16 protein-coding genes are annotated in these 19,262 nt (G+C 64.8%); 9 read left to right on the top strand and 7 right to left on the bottom strand.

Going from position 1 to position 19,262, the window contains the following annotated elements; genetic code table 11:
* Nucleotides 1–187 precede the first annotated feature (187 nt).
* Nucleotides 188–826 (top strand): peroxiredoxin, encoded by a 639-nt coding sequence (locus OKW45_RS29770; protein WP_429472712.1) that lies wholly within the window; start codon nt 188–190, stop codon nt 824–826.
* Nucleotides 827–900: 74 nt separating this feature from the next.
* Here OKW45_RS29770 and OKW45_RS29765 read toward each other — a convergent pair whose 3' ends face one another.
* Complete coding sequence (locus OKW45_RS29765; protein ID WP_018419518.1) at nt 901–2,091, bottom strand: acyl-CoA dehydrogenase; 1,191 nt, start codon at nt 2,089–2,091, stop codon at nt 901–903.
* A 94-nt stretch (nt 2,092–2,185) separates the two neighbouring features.
* Between OKW45_RS29765 and OKW45_RS29760 the strand changes: the two genes are divergently transcribed.
* Complete coding sequence (locus tag OKW45_RS29760) at nt 2,186–2,971, top strand: IclR family transcriptional regulator (protein WP_429472711.1); 786 nt, start codon at nt 2,186–2,188, stop codon at nt 2,969–2,971.
* Nucleotides 2,972–3,012: 41 nt separating this feature from the next.
* Here OKW45_RS29760 and OKW45_RS29755 read toward each other — a convergent pair whose 3' ends face one another.
* Complete coding sequence (locus OKW45_RS29755; protein WP_429472710.1) at nt 3,013–3,846, bottom strand: EAL domain-containing protein; 834 nt, start codon at nt 3,844–3,846, stop codon at nt 3,013–3,015.
* A gap of 267 nt (nt 3,847–4,113) precedes the next feature.
* On the opposite strand from OKW45_RS29755, the gene OKW45_RS29750 reads away from it, so the two are divergent.
* The 3 genes from OKW45_RS29750 (at nt 4,114) to fahA (ending at nt 8,173) form a co-directional block, all read left to right on the top strand.
* A complete protein-coding gene (locus tag OKW45_RS29750) occupies nt 4,114–5,469 on the top strand; it encodes an MFS transporter (protein WP_429472709.1) in 1,356 nt (451 codons plus the stop codon).
* A gap of 62 nt (nt 5,470–5,531) precedes the next feature.
* Nucleotides 5,532–6,878, top strand: a complete 1,347-nt coding sequence (gene hmgA, locus OKW45_RS29745) for a homogentisate 1,2-dioxygenase (RefSeq protein WP_429472708.1) — start codon at nt 5,532–5,534, stop codon at nt 6,876–6,878.
* On the top strand, nt 6,875–8,173 hold the full coding sequence (fahA, locus tag OKW45_RS29740; protein ID WP_429472707.1) for a fumarylacetoacetase: 1,299 nt from the start codon (nt 6,875–6,877) through the stop codon (nt 8,171–8,173). Before hmgA ends, fahA begins: the two co-directional genes overlap by 4 nt.
* 107 nt (nt 8,174–8,280) lie before the next feature.
* Here the strand turns inward: fahA and OKW45_RS29735 are convergent, their stop codons facing one another.
* The 4 genes from OKW45_RS29735 to OKW45_RS29720 form a co-directional block, all read right to left on the bottom strand.
* Nucleotides 8,281–10,062, bottom strand: coding sequence for an outer membrane protein assembly factor BamB family protein (locus tag OKW45_RS29735; RefSeq protein ID WP_429472706.1), 1,782 nt, complete (start codon nt 10,060–10,062; stop codon nt 8,281–8,283).
* Nucleotides 10,063–10,370: 308 nt separating this feature from the next.
* A complete protein-coding gene (locus OKW45_RS29730; RefSeq protein ID WP_429472705.1) occupies nt 10,371–11,528 on the bottom strand; it encodes an MFS transporter in 1,158 nt (385 codons plus the stop codon).
* A 198-nt stretch (nt 11,529–11,726) separates the two neighbouring features.
* A complete protein-coding gene (locus OKW45_RS29725) occupies nt 11,727–12,119 on the bottom strand; it encodes an SRPBCC family protein (protein WP_018419527.1) in 393 nt (130 codons plus the stop codon).
* A 98-nt stretch (nt 12,120–12,217) separates the two neighbouring features.
* Nucleotides 12,218–13,036 carry a crotonase/enoyl-CoA hydratase family protein gene (locus tag OKW45_RS29720; RefSeq protein ID WP_026225614.1) on the bottom strand — a complete coding sequence of 273 codons (819 nt, stop codon included), beginning with the start codon at nt 13,034–13,036 and terminating at the stop codon, nt 12,218–12,220.
* 142 nt (nt 13,037–13,178) lie between these two features.
* Here OKW45_RS29720 and OKW45_RS29715 point away from each other — a divergent pair, with 142 nt between their 5' ends.
* Nucleotides 13,179–13,760 (top strand): plasmid fertility inhibition factor family protein, encoded by a 582-nt coding sequence (locus OKW45_RS29715; protein WP_429472704.1) that lies wholly within the window; start codon nt 13,179–13,181, stop codon nt 13,758–13,760.
* Nucleotides 13,761–13,804: 44 nt separating this feature from the next.
* Here the strand turns inward: OKW45_RS29715 and OKW45_RS29710 are convergent, their stop codons facing one another.
* Nucleotides 13,805–14,800 carry a 2-hydroxyacid dehydrogenase gene (locus tag OKW45_RS29710; RefSeq protein ID WP_018419530.1) on the bottom strand — a complete coding sequence of 332 codons (996 nt, stop codon included), beginning with the start codon at nt 14,798–14,800 and terminating at the stop codon, nt 13,805–13,807.
* Nucleotides 14,801–15,116: 316 nt separating this feature from the next.
* On the opposite strand from OKW45_RS29710, the gene OKW45_RS29705 reads away from it, so the two are divergent.
* The 3 genes from OKW45_RS29705 (at nt 15,117) to OKW45_RS29695 (ending at nt 19,247) form a co-directional block, all read left to right on the top strand.
* Entirely contained in the window at nt 15,117–16,247 is a 1,131-nt protein-coding gene (locus OKW45_RS29705) for a pyridoxal-phosphate-dependent aminotransferase family protein (protein WP_429472703.1), read from the top strand.
* 719 nt (nt 16,248–16,966) lie between these two features.
* The gene (locus tag OKW45_RS29700) at nt 16,967–17,956 is read left to right on the top strand and encodes a carboxylate--amine ligase (RefSeq protein WP_429472702.1); all 990 of its coding nucleotides are present in this window, start codon (nt 16,967–16,969) and stop codon (nt 17,954–17,956) included.
* Nucleotides 17,957–17,993: 37 nt separating this feature from the next.
* Nucleotides 17,994–19,247 carry an FAD-dependent oxidoreductase gene (locus OKW45_RS29695; protein ID WP_429472701.1) on the top strand — a complete coding sequence of 418 codons (1,254 nt, stop codon included), beginning with the start codon at nt 17,994–17,996 and terminating at the stop codon, nt 19,245–19,247.
* The last annotated feature ends 15 nt before the right edge of the window (nt 19,248–19,262 follow it).

Genomic DNA, 19,262 nt, shown 5'->3' with positions numbered 1-19,262 from the left:
GATTGAGTTGATCTGTCCCGCAAAGTTTCCGTCAAACGGGAGAAAATTACAAAAAGGCATAAAGTCCTGACGCGATGTTGGTTCGCCATGTACCACCGCGGCCTTATGCTTTATCGTGACGGGCCGCCGCGGGCACACGCCCGCGACCTTATCCGGATACCTTCCGAATACCTACAGGAGATGCACTATGAGTCTACGTCTTGGCGACATTGCGCCGGATTTCGAACAGGAGTCGAGCATTGGCCGCATCAGGTTCCACGAGTGGCTCGGCAATAGCTGGGGCGTGCTGTTCTCGCATCCGGCCGACTTCACGCCGGTCTGCACGACCGAGCTGGGCCTGACCGCGAAGCTCGCGGGCGAGTTCGAAAAGCGCAACGTGAAGACGATCGCGTTGTCGGTCGACAGCGCGGAGTCGCACAAGGAGTGGATCAAGGACATCAACGAGACGCAGGCCGCCAACGTCGGTTTTCCGATTCTCGCGGATGGGGATCGCAAGGTCTCCGGGCTTTACGACATGATTCATCCGAACGCGAACGAAACGTTCACGGTGCGCTCGCTGTTCGTCATCGATCCGAACAGGAAGGTGCGTCTGATCATCACGTATCCGGCGAGCACCGGCCGCAACTTCGACGAAGTGCTGCGCGTGATCGATTCGCTGCAACTGACCGACAGTCACTCGGTCGCGACGCCGGGCAACTGGAAGCAGGGCGATGACGTCGTGATCGTGCCGTCGCTGAAGGACGAGGAAGTCATCAAGCAGAAATTCCCGAAGGGCTACAAGGCGTTGCGTCCGTACCTGCGCCTGACGCCGCAGCCGAACCCGTAAGCGGCGCGGCATGAACCAAAAAGCCGGTTCGAAGGAACCGGCTTTTTGGCATTATCGATGCACCAGCATCGGAATCAGAAGAACGCCTGAATACCGGTCTGCGCACGGCCGAGGATCAGCGCGTGAACGTCGTGGGTGCCTTCGTAGGTGTTGACGACCTCGAGGTTCACCAGATGACGGGCGACGCCGAACTCGTCCGAAATACCGTTGCCGCCGAGCATGTCGCGCGCGAGGCGGGCGATGTCGAGCGCTTTGCCGCACGAATTGCGCTTCATGATCGAGGTGATTTCGACTGCGGCCGTGCCTTCGTCTTTCATGCGGCCGAGGCGGAGTACGCCTTGCAGGCCGAGCGTGATTTCGGTCTGCATGTCGGCGAGCTTCTTCTGGATCAGCTGGTTCGCGGCGAGCGGCCGGCCAAATTGCTTGCGATCGAGCACGTACTGACGCGCGATGTGCCAGCACGCTTCGGCCGCCCCGAGCGCGCCCCAGGCGATGCCGTAGCGCGCCGAGTTCAGACACGTGAACGGACCGCGCAGGCCGCTGACACCCGGCATGATGTTCTCTTCCGGCACGAACGCTTCGTCGAGCACGATCTCGCCGGTGATCGACGCGCGCAGACCGATCTTGCCGTGGATCGCCGGTGCCGACAGACCCTTCCAGCCCTTCTCGAGAATGAAGCCGCGGATGTTGTCCTCGCCGTCTTCCTCGAGCTTCGCCCATACGACGAACACGTCCGCGATCGGCGAATTGGTGATCCACATCTTCGAGCCCGACAACGAGTAGCCGCCATCGACCTTCTTCGCGCGCGTGACCATGCCACCCGGATCGGAACCGTGGTTCGGCTCGGTCAGGCCGAAGCAGCCGATCCACTCGCCGCGCGCGAGCTTCGGCAGATATTTTTCCTTCTGCGCGTCCGAGCCGAATTCGTAGATCGGCACCATCACCAGTGACGACTGCACCGACATCATCGAGCGATAGCCGGAGTCGACGCGTTCCACTTCACGCGCGATCAGCCCGTACGCGACATAGTTCAGACCGGGGCCCCCGTACTGTTCGGGAATCGTCGGACCGAGCAAGCCAAGCTCGCCCATTTCGCGAAAGATCCCGATATCGGTCTTTTCGTGGCGGAACGCCTCCAGCACGCGCGGCAGCAGCTTGTCCTGCGAGTAAGCCGCAGCGGCATCGCGCACCATACGTTCGTCTTCGGTGAGCTGCTGATCCAGCAGCAATGGGTCTTCCCAGTGAAACTGCGCGGCTACGGCCATGACGTATCTCCTGATTTCCTGCTCAGAACCAGCTTGACTAGAGTTCCGCTTTGCGAAACAATGTTTTGCAAACGACGCCCGAGTGTATCACCCTATGACGCTGCCATCCACTTTCTGCGCTCCGCTCGACGAACGCAAATTTGTCGTCGCCCTTGCTCGCGGGCTGGACCTGTTGCGCGTGTTCCGGCCAGGCGAGACGATGCTCGGCAATCGGGATTTCGTCGAACGCACGGGGTTGCCGAAGGCAACCGTGAACCGGCTCGCCTACACGCTGACCGTGCTCGGCTATCTGCGGCTGGACGAGAGACACGGCAAATATGCGCTCGACGCGGGCGTGCTGTCGCTCGGTTTCGCGCTGCTGTCGGGCACCGACATGCTCGAACTGGCGCGCCCGCACCTGCGCAGCCTGGCGCGCGAGGTCGGCGCGGCGGTCTCGCTCGGGTGCCGGGACGGGCTCGACATGGTGTATCTGGAGACGATTCGCAGCGAAACCGCATTGACGCTCGGCCTCGCATCCGGCTCGAAACTGTCGATGCTGACGAGCTCGATGGGCCGCGCCTATCTCGCCGTGCAGCCGCCCGACGTGCGTACCGCGTTACTCGCGGAACTGAAAAAAGCGGCTGGCAGAGTGGGGGCGATGCTCGTCGCCGAAGCCGAACAGGAGATCGCCGCGTTCGCGAACGAGCGATGCTGCTACTCGTTTCGTGCGTGGCATGACGACGTGAACGCAGTCGCGGTGCCGTTTCGCGAGCCGCGCGAAAAGCGCTGGCTCGTGCTCAGCTGCAGCGGGCCGGCGTCGTCGATGGGGGAGGAAGTATTTCGCGAGAATGTCGCGCCGCGCCTGAAGGCGCTCGCGGCGCGGCTGGGGGAGCCGGGCTGAGGTAATGCCGGGGCGCCCCGGCTAACCGGGCCCACACCGTGTCACGCCGCCCGGTCGTGATAATGCGCGTTGAATAATGGCCCTTGCACGAACCGCACGTCGTACTGCTGTAGCGCGGAGAATTGCGCCTCATCCATCACGCGATTGAAAATCAGCGGCACCCGCAGCCGGCCCGCGTAGCCGACGAGCGGCTTCACGGTCGCGTCGCGCAATGCGGCCGCCGCATCCATCTTGATGAAGTCGAGCCGCGCGGTTTCGGATACCGACAGGATCTGCCCCGCGTTCGACAGATTGCCCGCCACCTTGAACCCGTAGTGCTGATAGCTGCGCGTCAGATAGCCCAGGAACGTCTTGTGTGCGACCGCCGCCGCCGGCAACTCGATCACGATGCGCGTCGGACTCAAATTGAACGAGGTCAGCACGCTCGAAAAATGCCGGCCGTGGTCGTACTTCACGCTCTTCAACAGCCTCTCGTGCACCCGCAGAAACAGCAACCCATGCCGCTGCGGGCCGAAGAAGTTGATTGCGTGCAGCGCGCGCGACATGCGGTCTAGCGCGACCAGCTGCTGATCGTCGGCGATGTTGTCGAACGGATCGAACACCTCGAACGGCGGCGCGTCGAGCCGGTGTGTGACCGCCTGAAAGCCGAGTTCATCACCGAAGCGGTCGACCCCTTCCGGGCCGCATGACAGCGACTGCGCAAGCGCGTGCACGCTGATGTCGAAGATCGGCTCGTAGGCACTCGTCAGCTCGATGCCGTCGAAATGCGCGAGCGCGATGCCGGCGTGCGCGCCTTGCCCCAATGCCAGATGCTCGCCGAGAAACGGGTGATGAGCGGCGCGGGCGATCAGATCGGGGATGGTCGGCGAAATCATGAAGGCATATGAAAGGCGACGATGAACGCGCACCGGGCGCGTGGCAGCGCGACGCGATGGCCGCATTCACTGATGGTAGCAGTACGGGCCCTGCGCAGATTAACAAAATGCTCATATCGTTATTGGCCTCACGCTTATCGGCCGGGGCTGAGCGCGGAATGACGAGGTTCGCGGGCGTGTTTCCAAGGGTATACGTTAGTTTCACTATTCGTAATTCGTTTTACTATTCGTAAAACGCAATTTTAGCCAGCCTGAGGGGACGACCCAATGAGTGACCAACCCGCCGCCAATGTGATCGAAGTCGAGCGCGTGCTCGCTGAAACCGATCGCCCGACTTTTCAGGCGATGCTGCTTGCACTGTGCGGGCTGTGTCTGCTGATCGACGGTTTCGACGCGCAGGCGATGGGCTATGTCGCGCCCAGCGTAATCGCCGAATGGCACGTCGCAAAAACCGCGCTTGGCCCGGTTTTCAGCGCGAGCCTGTTCGGCATGCTGCTGGGCGCGCTCGGGCTGTCGGTGCTGGCCGACCGCATCGGCCGCCGACCGGTGCTGATCGGCGCGACGTTCTTCTTCTCGCTGTCGATGCTCGCCACGCCGTTCGTAGCGACGATTCCCGCGCTGATCACGCTGCGTTTCATCACGGGTCTCGGGCTCGGCTGCATCATGCCGAACGCGATGGCGCTGGTGGGCGAATTCTCGACGCCCGCGCATCGCGTCAAGCGCATGATGTTGGTGTCGTGCGGCTTCACGCTCGGCGCGGCGGTCGGCGGCTTCGTCAGCGCTGCGCTGATTCCGGCCTATGGCTGGCGCGCGGTGTTCTGGGTTGGCGGCGCGGTGCCGTTTCTGCTCGCGTTCGCGATGCTGGCGATGCTGCCAGAGTCGCTGCAGTTTCTGGCGCTGAAGGGCCGCAGCGAGCGCGCGGTGAGTTGGCTTGCGAAGTTCGACCCGGCCTTGCCGATCGACGCGAACACGCGCCTCGTCGTCAGCGAAAAGCGCAGCGACGGCGCGCCGGTCGCCGAGTTGTTCCGCGCGGGCCGGGGGCCGGTCACGCTGATTCTGTGGGCGATCAGCTTCATGAACCTGATCGTGCTGTACTTCCTGTCGAACTGGCTGCCCACCGTAATGCGCGACGCCGGCTACACGCCGGGCACGGCCGTGATCGTCGGCACGGTGCTGCAGACGGGCGGTGTAATCGGCACGCTGCTGCTCGGCTGGTTCATCGAGCGCATGGGTTTCGTGCGCGTGCTGTTCGCGTGCTTCGCGGTAGCCACGGTCGCAGTCGGCACGATCGGTGCGGTCGCGCATGTGCTGCCGTGGCTGCTCGTCGTCGTGTTCGCGGGCGGCTTCTGTGTGGTCGGCGGACAGCCGGCCGTCAATGCGCTTGCCGGGCATTTCTATCCGACCGCGCTGCGCTCGACCGGCATCGGCTGGAGTCTCGGCATTGGCCGGATCGGTTCCGTGATCGGCCCGCTCGTCGGCGGACAGCTGATCGCGTTGAACTGGTCGAATGCCGCGCTGTTTCATGCGGCGGCGCTGCCGGTGCTGTGCTCGGCGCTGCTGGTGGTCGTGCTCGCCGGTGCGACGCGGCAACCCAACCGAGCGTCCGAAGCGGAGCCGGCCTGAGCCTGACTGCAAAAATCACGTATCGACCGGGAAAGAATCGAGCAACTCGCGGAGAACCTTGTATGGATACCTCAACACGTACGCCGGCCGACGAACGCCTGCGGCCTGAAATCGAGCCCGGCTATCAGTCGGGTTTCGCGAATGAATTCGCGACCGAGGCGTTGCCGGGCGCGTTGCCGACCGGCCGCAATTCGCCGCAACGCGCGGCCTATGGTTTGTATGCCGAACAGATTTCCGGCACGGCGTTTACGGCGCCACGCGGTCACAACCGTCGCTCGTGGCTGTACCGGATTCGTCCGGCGGCCATGCACAAGCCGTTCACGTCGATGCCGTCGGAGCGGCTCGTCGCGAACTTCGCCGAGGTGCCGCCGACGCCGCCGAACCAACTGCGCTGGGACCCCCTGCCGATGCCCAGCGAACCGACCGATTTCATCGACGGCTGGGTCACGATGGCGGGCAACGGCTCGGCCGAAGCGATGAGCGGTTGCGCGATTCATCTCTACGCGGCGAACCGCTCGATGCGCGATCGCTTCTTCTACAGCGCCGACGGTGAGCTCCTGATCGTGCCGCAACAAGGGCGCCTGCATATCGCGACCGAAATGGGCCACGTCGATATCGAGCCGTTCGAGATCGCGGTAATTCCGCGCGGCGTGCGCTTCGCGGTCAGCCTGCCGGACGGCAGCGCGCGCGGGTATATCTGCGAGAACTTCGGTGCGCTGCTGCGTCTGCCGGAACTGGGGCCGATCGGCTCCAACGGTCTCGCGAATCCACGCGATTTCCTGACGCCGCACGCCGCGTACGAAGACCGCGAAGGCGCGTTCGAACTCGTCGCGAAGATGAACGGCAATCTGTGGCGCGCGGACACCGGCCATTCGCCCCTCGACGTAGTGGCATGGCACGGCAACTACGCGCCGTACAAATACGACCTGCGCCGCTTCAACACGATCGGCTCGATCAGCTTCGACCATCCGGATCCGTCGATCTTCCTCGTGCTGCAATCGCAAAGCGACACGCCGGGTGTCGATACGATCGACTTCGTGATCTTCCCGCCGCGCTGGCTCGCCGCCGAAGATACGTTCCGGCCGCCCTGGTTCCATCGCAACGTCGCGAGCGAGTTCATGGGCCTCGTGCATGGCGTCTACGACGCGAAGGCCGAGGGCTTCGTGCCCGGCGGCGCGAGCCTGCACAATTGCATGACGGGACACGGCCCGGACGCGGACACGTTCGAGAAGGCGTCGCATCTCGATACCTCGGTGCCGAAGAAGGTCGACGACACGATGGCCTTCATGTTCGAGACCCGCACGCTGATCAAGCCGACGCGCTTCGCGCTCGAAACCGCGCAATTGCAGGCGCATTACTCCGAGTGCTGGCAAGGCCTCAAGAAACACTTCAATCCGGAGCAACGATGAACGCGGTGAACGATCTCCAGGCGACGCTCGATGCGTCGCGCAAGAGCTGGATCGAGTCGGCCAACGACCCGGCTGGCGACTTCCCGATCCAGAACCTGCCGTTCGGCATTTTCAGCGACCATGGCAACGACGCGCGTCGCGTGGGCGTCGCGATCGGCGATCGGATCGTCGATCTCGCCGCGTTGCAGGCCGCGGGTCTGCTGAACGTGCCGGCGCACAACGTGTTCGCGCGCGATGCGCTGAACGATTTCATCGCGCTTGGCCGCGACGTGTGGCGCAGCGTGCGTATCCAGCTGAGCGAACTGCTCGCGCGCGACACCGCGACGCTGCGCGACGATGCCGCGTTGCGCGCGAAGGTGCTCGTGCGCGCGGCCGATGCGCGTCTGCATCTGCCGGTGCAGATTCCGGGCTACACGGATTTCTATTCATCGAAGGAACACGCGACCAACGTCGGCGCGATGTTCCGCGATCCGAAGAATGCGCTGCTGCCGAACTGGTCGGAGATGCCGATCGGCTACAACGGACGGGCGTCGTCGGTGGTCGTGAGCGGGACGCCGGTGCGTCGTCCCAATGGTCAGCTGAAGTTGCCCGACCGGGAGCGTCCGGTGTTCGGCGCGAGCCGCAAGCTCGATATCGAACTGGAGACGGGTTTCATCATCGGCGGCGGCAATGCGCTGGGCGAGCCGATCGCGTGCGAGGACGCGGAGGCGCACATTTTCGGCATGGTGCTGCTGAACGACTGGAGCGCGCGCGACATCCAGCAATGGGAATACGTGCCGCTCGGCCCATTCAATGCAAAGACCTTCGCGACGACGATCTCACCGTGGGTCGTCACGCTCGATGCGCTCGAACCCTTCCGCGTCGCGCAGCCGGTGCAGGAGCCAGAGCCGCTCGCCTATCTGCGGCATCGAGGAAAGCATGCGTTCGACATTCACCTCGAAGTGACATTGCGTGCGCAACCCGCGCGGCAAGCGAGCACGATCGCGCGGACCAACTTCAAATACATGTACTGGACGATGGCGCAGCAGCTCGCGCATCACACGGTGGCGGGCTGCAATACGCGGGTGGGCGACCTGATGGGCTCGGGGACGATCAGCGGGCCGACCGAGGATTCGTACGGCAGCCTGCTGGAGCTGACGTGGAACGGCAAGAAGCCGCTGGCGTTGAAGGAGGGCGGCACGCGCACGTTCATCGAGGACGGCGATGAGTTGACGCTCGTCGGCTGGTGCCAGGGCAACGGGTATCGCGTGGGGTTCGGCGCGTGTGCCGGAGAGGTTCTGCCGGCGCGAGGGTGAGCGCGCGGCAGTCACGATGAGCGAGGGCCGGCGCGCAATGCCGGCCCTCGTCGTTTGTGCGAGACCTTGGGCGTACCGTGTCGCAATTAATCGGCGCGTCGTCCGCTTCACCCACCCAGCAACCCGAATACGGCCACCCCATTCGTCGTGCCGACATACACCTTGCCGTTTGCGATCAATGGTGTGATGAACTTGTTGCCCGTGCCGAACTGATCGCGCGTGCCCATCTGGTTGCTGTTGTACAGCTCGTTGAGCGTTATCGGGTCGAACGCATGCAGGGCCGCGACGGTGCCGTTTTCGGCGGCCCACACGATGCCGTTCGTGGTGCCGTTCGCCGAGATGCTCGGCGTCGTCCCGGGATAGGCGAACGTCATCGCGCTTTGCGCGGTCGGTGTGATCGACAGCTTCGCGTTGGTCACGGTGAATGCCTTCAGATGATCGCCGACCGAGCCGAAATACACGCGCCCGTTGAAATAGGCGGGCATGCCGAACTCGCCGCCGGCCAGCTGCGCGGGAATCTCCTGATAGATGTTGTCGGCCGTCGGGTTGAACTTGCCCATCGAGTCGCGATTCAGCACGTAGATGGTGCTGTCCTTGCCCGCGCCGAGCGTCAGATGCTGTACGGTGCCGCCCGCGTCGGTCAGGTCCGGCAGCACCAGTGCGCCGCCGGAGCCGAGGTCGATGTCGTCGTTGGACTCGTGCACGACGTTCGTCATCGCGAAGTAGTCCGCCACCGACAGGCCTCCCGCCGTGCCGAGCTTCAGGAACGTATTGCCGAAATCGTTGTTGGCGGGGAAGCCGCTCGACGTCATCGTCGTGTCGAAGGTGCCGTTGGCATCGAGCAGATAGATCGACGAGCCGTCCGACGCCGGTCCCGCGCCGCTCATCCAGATCGCGCCGCCGATGCCGTTAGGTGCCAGGTTGAGCACGGTGGTCTGCTGCAACGTGTCGGCGCCGTAGCCCATGATCCAGCCCGTATAGCCGCCGTGGTCGCAGTGCGAGGTCCATGACGTGTAGACCGTGTTGCCGAGCAACAGCAGCCCCGCGCGCTCCGCGTACAACGACGTGGTGAACGGCAAGACGCCGTTCGTATTGCCCGCGCCGGTGCCCGGGTAAGAGGCGGCGACTTCGGTGGGACCGTTCAGCAGCTCGGCGCCGGTCGCGAGGTCGAGCGCGTGAATGCGATGATGGTAGCCGCCGGCCGCGTCCTTCGACATCGCGACCACGTAGATCGTGCCGTGCGTGCCGCGCGAACGGTCGATCACCGGTGTCGAGGTGATGCCGATGGTGTTCACGATCTGGGTGCAGCCGAGGTCGTCGCTCGGGGTTTCGCCGGTGCCGAGTGTGCGCACCTGCCACAGGGTCGCGCCGGTGTCGGCATCGAATGCGTACACACTGTCGTTCTCGGTCGCGACGTACAGCACGTTGTGCGTGCCGCCCGCGATCGCCAGCGAAGCGACGAATAGCGGCTGCGCGTCGACCTTGCCGTCGACGCTAAAGAAGCCGACCTTGCCGAACGTCGAAGCCGCCACGTTGGCGGGCGTCAGCGTGGTTTCGCCGAGGTTCTGGCCGGTGCGCGCGATGTCGTCGTGATAGGTGAGCACGTCGTGCACGGCTGCCGCCGATGTGCCCCCCATCGCGGTGCCCGAGCCGCCGGTGCTACCGGTGGTGGTGCCGCCGCTCGTGGTGCCACCGCTGGTGGTGCCGCCGCTCGCTGCGGCCGGGGTCGATGCGCCGGATGCGCCGCTACCGCCGGCGCCGACGCTCGCGCCCGTCGGGGCACTGCTGTCTCCGCCTCCGCCGCCTCCACAGTTCGCCGCGACGATCGCGGCTACCGCGATCGCCGTGCCCAACAGGCTGGCACGGAGCAACAGGCGCATCGAGACCATGGCGGACTCCCCGTTGCTTGCGGCGGCGCCACGAAGTATGGGCCGTTTGTCGAGTGTCCGCGCAACGTGGGTTGAGATTATCACCCTGCGTATAGATCGTAAAAGCCAGCAATTAGCGTCTATTCGTCAATTCGGCGCCCGCAGCGAGATCCGCCGGCGCTCCCACCGCGCCGCCGCCAGAAACGCGAGCGCCGCGCACAACAGCACGCCGATCACGGCATCGTGGCCGGCCGTTTTCATCGACGCCGATCGCGAGCGCTGACGCAATACCGTACCAGTGAGACGCGGACGACTTCGAGCCGGCCGGCTCACCCCGTCACGGCCACCCGCCGCTCGATCGACACCGACCACAATGTCAACAACAGCGCGCCGAGCGCGGTCGCGACGCCGACCCACGGCAGCGTCGTCAGCGGCGCGCCGGCGCCGATCGCCATGCCGCCGAGCCACGCGCCGGTCGCGTTGCCGAGGTTGAACGCCCCCTGATTCAGCGTCGACGCCAGATTCGGCGCGTGGCTCGCCCGATCGACGATCAACATCTGCAGCGGCGGCACGATCGCGAATGCGAGCACCCCCCACACGAACACGGTCAGCATCGCCGGAGTGCGCGCGTGCATCGTGCCCGCGAACACGCACAGGATCACGACGATCGCCATCAGGAACGCGACCAGCGACGGCATCAGCCGCCAGTCCGCGAGCTTGCCGCCGAGCGTGCTGCCGACCGTCAGGCCGAGGCCGAACAAGAGCAGCACCATGGTGACCGCGTGCGGCGTGAAGCCGGCCACGTCTTCGAGAATCGGCGTGATGTAGGTGAAGGTCGAAAACAGGCTCGCCGACGCGAGCACGCTGATACCGAGCACCATCAGCACCTGCGGGTTCTTCAGCACGCTGAATTCGCGCACGAGGCTCGCCTTGTGCATCTCGATCTTCGCGGGCAGGCACACCGCGAGCGCGGCCGCCGCCAGCACGCCGATGCCGGTCACGGCCCAGAAAGTAGCGCGCCAGCCGACCGCCTGGCCGAGCGCGGTGCCGAGCGGCACGCCGAGCACGTTGGCGAGCGTGAGGCCGGTGAACATCAGCGCGATTGCCTGCGCGCGGCGATTCGGCGCGACGAGCCCGGCCGCGACCACCGAGCCGATGCCGAAAAACGCGCCGTGGCAGAACGCGGTGACGATGCGCGCGGCCATCAGCACCGCATAGCCCGGCGCGATCGCGCAAAGCAGATTGCCGACGATGAACACGCCGATCAGGCTCATCAGCGCCTTTTTGCGCGGCATGTTGGCAACCGCGATCGCGACGATCGGCGCGCCGATCGTGACGCCGAGCGCATACGCGGACACCAGCATGCCAGCCGCCGGAATCGACACGGACAGATCGCGCGCGACATCGGGCAACAGGCCCATGATGACGAACTCGGTGGTACCGATTCCAAACGCGGCAACGGCAAGGGCAAGCAGAGGCAATGGCATGGCGATGATGGAGTGTGACGCGCGAAGCGGCGCGAAAAACGGGCGCCGGGCGGGCGATTCCGAAGGCGGAAACGCTGTCGCCGGATAGGGAAAAACAGTAGGGGATTCTACCTAAGTCAAATCTGGCCTGCAGGCTGTCAGGAAAGCTGTTGTTTTTTGTGGAACGCGGCGGCGGGAGCCCGAGCCGCCGGGCGCCGTTCAGCGCCGCGCGAGGTTGCGCCCGAGTGCCGCGCAGCCCGCATCCGTCAGCGCTTCGACCACGTTGCTGCGATCGTCGGGCTTGAAGTCGGCGATCCAGATCACGCGGCAATGTGCGGACGTGTCGGCCACGACCTGCAGCGTCGCATGATGATGCTCGAAGCGCCCGCCGCCCACCGAGTAGGCGAGCCGCATGTGGGCATCGTCGACGGCAATCACGCGTTCCTCGACCACGGTGCCGTCGGCGAAGGTGACCCAGCGCAGGTCGCCTTCCATGCGCGCCGCGATCAGCACGCCCGCGAATACGCGGGCGACCTCGGCGGGATCGCGCAGCGCGGCCCATGCATCGGCCGCGATGGTTGCCACGGCGATTTCCCGGTAGATCGTCGCCATCGCATTTCCTCCTGTTCGTTTCGGGTAACCCAGGTCTCGTGCGCGCGGGGTGTCGCGACCGGCGATTGCAAACCTGTCACCGATCGCGCGGCGCCGACTTATCCGCGATCCGCGTCGAACGCGTCGCCATGACGGCCCGCGCCGGATGCAAAGCGCGCCGCGCCTGCCACGCCCTCGGCGAAGACCGCCGCGTAGCCGCCCGCGCCTTCGCGCCGCAATGCCTCGGCGAGATCGTCCAGCGTGCTGTTCTCGAGTGCGGAGCGACGATCGGCGAGCAGCGCCGCCTGCGGAAACGCGGCGAGCTCCGCGGCCAGTTGCTCGGCGGCCGCGCGCGCTTCGCCCTTCGGCACCACGCGGTTGGCGAGCCCGAACGAAAGCGCCTCGCGCGCATCGACCGCGCGGCCGGTCAGGATCAGATCGAGCGCACGCGACAGACCGATCAGTCGCGGCAGCCGGATCGTGCCGCCGTCGATCAGCGGAATGCCGACACGCCGGCAGAACACGCCGAGCACCGCATCTTCCTCGACGACGCGCAGGTCGCACATCGCGGCAAGCTCGAGCCCACCCGCCACCGCATAGCCGGCGATCGCGGCGATCACCGGCTTGCTGAAGCATGTGCGTGTCGGTCCCATCGGCCCCGGGCCGCTGCCGTCCGCGTGCAGCTCATTGCGGCGCGTAGCGTCGGCGAGCGCGCCGAGGTCCGCGCCCGCGCAAAACGTGCCGCCCGCGCCGAACAGCACGGCCGCGTGCCACGCCGGCTCGGCCTCGAAGCGGCTGAACGCAGCGCTCAACGCCTCGGCCACCTGCCGATCGACCGCATTGCGCCGCGCGGGCCTCTCCAGCACGATCGTAGCGACGCCGTTGCCGTCATTCGACTCGATTCGCACATGGTTATTCAAATATTGGAAGGCTATCATCGTTGTGTATATCTGAAGGGTATCTGAAGCTCCCCGATTGCCTGTCGATCAGGCAGTGTTGCCGTGCGCTCATGCGGCGTAATTAATCCGGTAGGCTGTCATGTTTCCGTCACGTCCGGCTCGTAGCGTTAGCGCTCTATTAATGCTCTGGCGTTCTGCCGCCAGCTTGCCGAGCCTGCCTTTGTCCCTGCCTTTGCCCAATTCATCGCCGGCACCCGCGCCGGGCTACGCCGAAGCTGTCTGGATCGTGCCGTTGCACGAGCATGCGTGGTACGACCATGTGCGTCTGAAGCGCGTCTTCGTCGCCGACGGCACACGTCACCAGGTCGTGCTCGTCGATCTGCGCAAGCTGCTCGTGTGCGCGAATCGCGACAACACCGATTACGTGCTGAAGCCGGTCGCCGAATGGCACGCGGGCAAGGTCCGCGGCATTCGCGAGTTTCTCGATCCCGACAGCCCGCGGATTCCGCAGATGCCCTACGTGACGATCTCCACGCGTCGCGCGCCGGGATTGCTCGGCTGGGTCGGCATCGAGCGCGAGGGGGTGGTGGCGTTTCGCAACGGCCAGCATCGCGCGCGCTATCTGGCCGAGGCGGGCGCGCGCTGGTGTCCGGTCGAAGTGCACGAGCGCGAGGCGGGATTGCTCCGTGAGCTGTGCGGCGCGGCCGATGATGCCCGCACCGCGATTCGCGCGACCCAATTGGGCAGCGACAGCGACGTCTGACTTTCGCGGTCGGCGGCAATTCGCGTGCGCCTCGGTTATCACGGCTACCCCGCCTGCACGACGTTGCGCGGCGTGCCCGCCTGCCACGCCGCGATGTTCGCGAGCGTGGTCTGCGCGATCTCGGTCATCGCCTCGCGCGTGAAGAACGCCTGGTGCGCGGTGACGATCACGTTCGGAAACATCAACAGACGCGCGAGCACGTCGTCCTGTAGCGGCAGATTCGAATGATCCTCGAAAAAGATGCCGCCTTCTTCCTCGTACACGTCGAGCCCGAGATGGCCGAGCTGGCCGTCCTTCAACGCGCCGATCAGTGCGTTCGCCTCGACGAGCCCGCCGCGCCCGGTGTTGATCAGCATCGCGCCGCGCTTCATCTTCGCCAGCGCGGCGCGGTCGATCAGGTGATAGGTGTCGGGCAACAGCGGGCAATGCAGACTGACGACGTCCGATTCGGCGAGCAAGGTATCGAGCGGCACGTAGCGCGCGCCGAGCGCGAGCAGTTCGTCGGCCGGCGGCCCCGGATCGTAGGCGAGCACCTGCATGCCGAAGCCCGCCATGATGCGCGCGAACACCCGGCCGATGATGCCCGCGCCGATCACGCCGACCGTCTTGCCATGCAGGTCGAAGCCGAGCAGCCCATGCAGCGAGAAGTCGCCTTCGCGCGTTCGCGCGACCGCGCGCGGCAGGCGCCGGTTCAGCGCGAGAATCAGCCCGGCCGCATGTTCGGCGACCGCGTACGGCGAGTAGGCCGGCACGCGTGCGACCGGCATGCCGAGCCGCTCGGCCGCCGCGAGGTCGACGTGATTGAAGCCCGCCGAGCGCAGCGCGATCATGCGCGTGCCGCCCGCATGAAGCCGTTCGAGCGTGGCGGCGTCGACGCTGTCGTTGACGAACGGGCAGACCACGTCGTAGCCATGCGCGAGGATCGCGGTCTCGCTGTCGAGAGGGGATTCCTGGAAATGCAGTTCATAGCCATGCGCGGCATTGGCCTCGGTGAATGTATCGACGTCGTATTGACGACTGCTGAACAGGATCGTGCGCATATCGGGCTCCGAAGAAGCTGTTTCTCGATGTTAGGCGACTTCGCGGATGAAAGAGTAGGGTGATGTGGTGAACGCGGGTACCGCTCGCGCATGACGGCTGGCTACCTTGGCCAAAAAACTTGCGCAATCACACGGTTCGGTGAATGATCGGACGAACGGCCTCGAGCGGCGTGCCTGCCGCGAGGCCGTTCGTTCCTTTGCGCTTCACATTCATACACCGATCGTGCCGACTTCGACCTCCACTACCGTTGCTTCGTCCGTCCCCTGTCCGATAGTCGAATCACTCGACGCCATCCTTCCCGAAGAACCGCTGCTGATGATGGGCGCCGGCCCCGTGCCGATTCCCGTCGCGGTCGCGAAGGCCAATGCGATCGTGATCAACCATCTGGGCGGCACGATGGCGAAGGTGGTGAACCAGGTGAAAACGATGGCGCGCTACGTGTTCCAGACGCAGTCGAAGTGGGTGCTCGGCGTCGCGGGACCGGGATCGGGCGCGATGGAGATGGCGATCTCCAATCTCGCGTGGGAAGGCACGCGCATGCTGTGCATCAAGAACGGCTTCTTCAGCGACCGCATGGGCGAAATGGGCCGGCGCGTCGGCGCGCGCGTGAGCATGCTCGAAGTCGCGGACCGCACGGTCGCGAGTCTCGACCAGATCGCCGACGCGCTGCGCCGCGAGCGTCCCGAGGTCGTCACGGTCGTGCAGGGCGAGACCTCGAACACCGTGTGGAATCATCATCTGAAAGACATCGCCGCGCTTGCGAAGGAAGCGGGCGCGCTCGTGATCGTCGACGCGGTCTGCACGCTGAGCACCATGCCGCTCGAAATGGATACCTGGGGCATCGATGCGGTGATCACCGGCGGCCAGAAGGGCTTGTCATCGATTCCGGGCGTGTCGCTGATTGCGTTTTCAGACGCGGCCTGGGCGCGCGTCAAAGGCCGCACGGTGCCCAATACGCACTGGTGCCTCGATGCGTCGCTGGCGGAAAACTTCTGGCACAACGCCGGGTATCACTACACGGCGCCGGTGTCGGGCGTGCTCGCGCTGCACGAGGCGCTGCGGCTCGTCTGCGCGGAGACGCTGGAGAAGCGCTTCGCGCGCCATCTGAAATGCTCGCTCGCGTTGCAACAAGGCGTCACCGCGATGGGCCTGCAACTGTATGCGCCGGAGAATTGCCGGCTGAATTCGGTGGTCGGCATCGAAGTGCCGGACGGCCTCAGTCCCGCCGACGTCTGCGCGCATATCTCGCGGCAGCATCAGGTGGAAATCTCGGGCTCGTTCGGTCTGCCGATCGTGCGTATCGGCCAGATGGGTGAACAGTGCCGCGAGCACAACCTGTTTCGCACCGTGCATGCGCTGGGGCGCACGATGGTCGATCTCGGCGTCAAGGTCGATCTGCCGGCGGGAGTCGCGGCACTCGAGCGCGGCTTGAGCGAAGGTAAATAAGCATTTTCCCGACGCGCTACGAATAGCATTCGCAGCGCATATCTTTTGTGCGATCCAGCACTTTATAGCCCCATTAGAAAGTTTTTTTCCGCCATTATCGCGCTGCAATAAATTAATGCTTCGCAACCTTTTTACATAACAATGAAGAAATCGTCGAAACCCTTACCGAATAAGGCTCTGCGCCTTTTTAAAGGGTTTTTCTTCCTTTCCTGCTTTCTATTGTTCTCTGTGCGCCGGCGCACGTATCGAGATCAGGCCGAAACGTAAAGTAGGTCACGGCGAGAGCAGCGCAATGCTCACGCTGCGGTAAATCGCAAGACCATGATTCGACACACGGCGCGTGCCAGGACGCGCCTGCCGCGCTCATGCATGCATGCCGCCGGAACCAGGCTTTAACGCCAAAGCGCCCCCGCGAGGCGATAAAAAGGATTTCTATCCGATTCGATAATTCGATTGCGCGGAGTCTCGAAGTCTGTCTTCGAGGGTCCGCGCACGTACGAAGCAAGGATATCGACACTATGGCGAGCGCATACGACTCAGGTCAATCGGCAGGAGTTATCGTTGGAGCAGAGTTGAACGGACTGGGGGTGGCGCGATCGCTCGCGCAGGCCCGTGTTCCGGTTATCGCAGTCGATACGAGGACCCGCGCGGCGACGTGGTGCCGACACGTTCATGCGCATCAGGTAAAGAGTTTTGTCGGGAAAATATTCGTTGATGAAATGATCGAACTCGGCAAGCGGTTCGATCGTCTGCCAGTTCTGATTCTGACCGACGAAGACGCGGTGCATGCCGTGTCGGAAAATCGGGCGGCTTTGTCGCACTGGTATCGGTTCCGCCTGCCGGCCGACGACACCGTCAAGATGTTGTCGAGCAAGGCGCGCTTTCACGAATTCGCGCAGCGGCATGGCTTTCCGGTGCCGCGCTCGGTCGTGCTCGACAAGCTTGCCGACATCGAACGGCTGGCCGAATTGCGCTACCCGTGCGTGCTGAAACCGGACGACAAGCGCAACGTGCTGCGCGGCGAGAAAGAACGCGCGGTGCGCGTCGACACGCTGCAGCAGGCACGCGATCGCGCTATCGCGATGCTCGCGACGCCGGGCGGCATCATCGCGCAGGAGTGGATCGAGGGGCCTGACAGCAACATCCACTTCACGCTGTTCTATCGCGGCGCCGACGGCAACGTGGTCAGCATGTTCACCGGCCGCAAGGTGTTGAGCTCGCCGCCGGGCGTCGGCAATACCGCGATCTGCGTGGCCGCGCCCGAAGCGCGCGGGACGCTCGAACCGCTGACGCGGCGCTTCGCCGAGCTGGCCGGTTTCGACGGCATGGGCAGCATCGAGTACAAGTGGGACGACAACTACAACGAGTTCGTGATGGTCGAGCCGACGGTCGGCCGCACGGACTGGCAGGAGGAGATCGCGACGCTGTGCGGCGTCAACATTCCGCTTGCCGCGTACCGCCATGAACTCGGCCTGCCATTGCCCGTCGAGCGCCTGAGCCGGCAACCGGTTGCGTGGCGCGCGACGTTTTCCGACCGGCCGCCGCCCGAATTGCTGAGCGAGCGCACAAAAATTTTCGATGGCTATTTCCGCTGGAACGATCCGTTACCAGCGTTGCAGCACTATGTCGTGATGAATCCGCTGCGACGCATGAAGCGCAGCTGGAAAAAAGCGATCAGGGCGCCTGAGTCGCGTCAGGCCAAAGCCTGACGCTGGCGACGCAAGCCGTTCCCCCTGGAGACCAGCAATGTCTTTGACCGATACCATCATCATTGGCGCGGGGCCCTACGGATCTTCTCTGGCCGCGCATCTGAAGGCCGCCGGCGTGGATCACCAGATCCTCGGGGAACCGATGGGAGCGTGGCGCAACTACATGCCGCCCGGCATGCTGCTGCGCTCCGAGGCTTTCGCGTCGAGCCTGCACGCGCCGCGCAGCGGCTTTACCGTCGAAGACTACTGCCGCCTGAAAGGACTGCCTTACCAACCGCTCGGCATGGCGCTGACGCTCGAAACCTTCGTCGAGTACGGGCTGTGGTTCCAGTCGAATCTGGTCGGCGAAATCCGGCCGGTCGACGTGCTCGCATTGCGCCGCGTCGGCGATCAGTTCAAGCTGTCGCTGAGCGACGGCCGCTCGCTCGCCGCGCGCAGAGTCGTGATCGCGCTCGGCCTGAAGGGCTTCGCGCAAACCCCGCCGGCGCTGCGGGACTTGCCGGCGCAATATGCGTCGCATTCGGAGCTGTATGGGAACCTCGAGTGGGCGCGCGGCAAGGACATTGCGATCGTCGGCGGCGGGCAGTCGGCGCTCGGGCTGTCCGCGCTGCTCAACGAGCTCGGCGCGCGCGCGCATGTGCTGATGCGCGAGAGCAGCGTGGTGTGGCATGAGCGGCCGCAGGGCGGTCGCAACATCCTGTCGCGCATCAAGCGGCCCGACGCGGGACTGGGGCGCGGCTGGCGCTCGCTGTTCCTGTCCGAGTTTCCGGGCGTGTTCCACATGCTCGACCCGCGACGCCGCAAGCAGATCATGGAGCACACGTACGGCGCGTCCGGCGCGTGGTGGCTGCACGATCGCGTGGTCGGCAAGGTGCAGATTTCGCATCGCACCGTGGTGCGCTCCGCGGCGGTCGAAAACGACCGCGTCGTACTGAGCGTGCTGACCGACGGCAAGGAAGCGCGGGTGAGCGCCGATCACGTGATCGCCGCGACCGGTTTCAAAACCGACATGCGGCAGCACGCGTTCCTGTCCAAAGATCTGGCCGACGCGATTTCGAATCAGGGCGGCATGCCCGACCTGACGTCGCATTACGAAACGCGTGTGCGCGGCCTCTATGTGATCGGACCCGCGTGCGCGCACAGCTTCGGGCCCGTGATGCGCTTCGTCTATGGAACCAAGCACGCGTCGCCGACCGTGGCGCGGCACATTATCGGTTCGTTGAAAGCGGGTGCGCGGCAACGCACGTGGCCCGTCGCCCATGCACCCATGCCGGAGCGCTCAGGTGAATAAAACCCAGGCAACTGG

It is taken from the genome of Paraburkholderia lebeckiae, assembly GCF_050436225.1.
GTDB lineage: Bacteria > Pseudomonadota > Gammaproteobacteria > Burkholderiales > Burkholderiaceae > Paraburkholderia > Paraburkholderia tuberum.
This window is presented reverse-complemented; position numbering and strand designations above follow the sequence as displayed.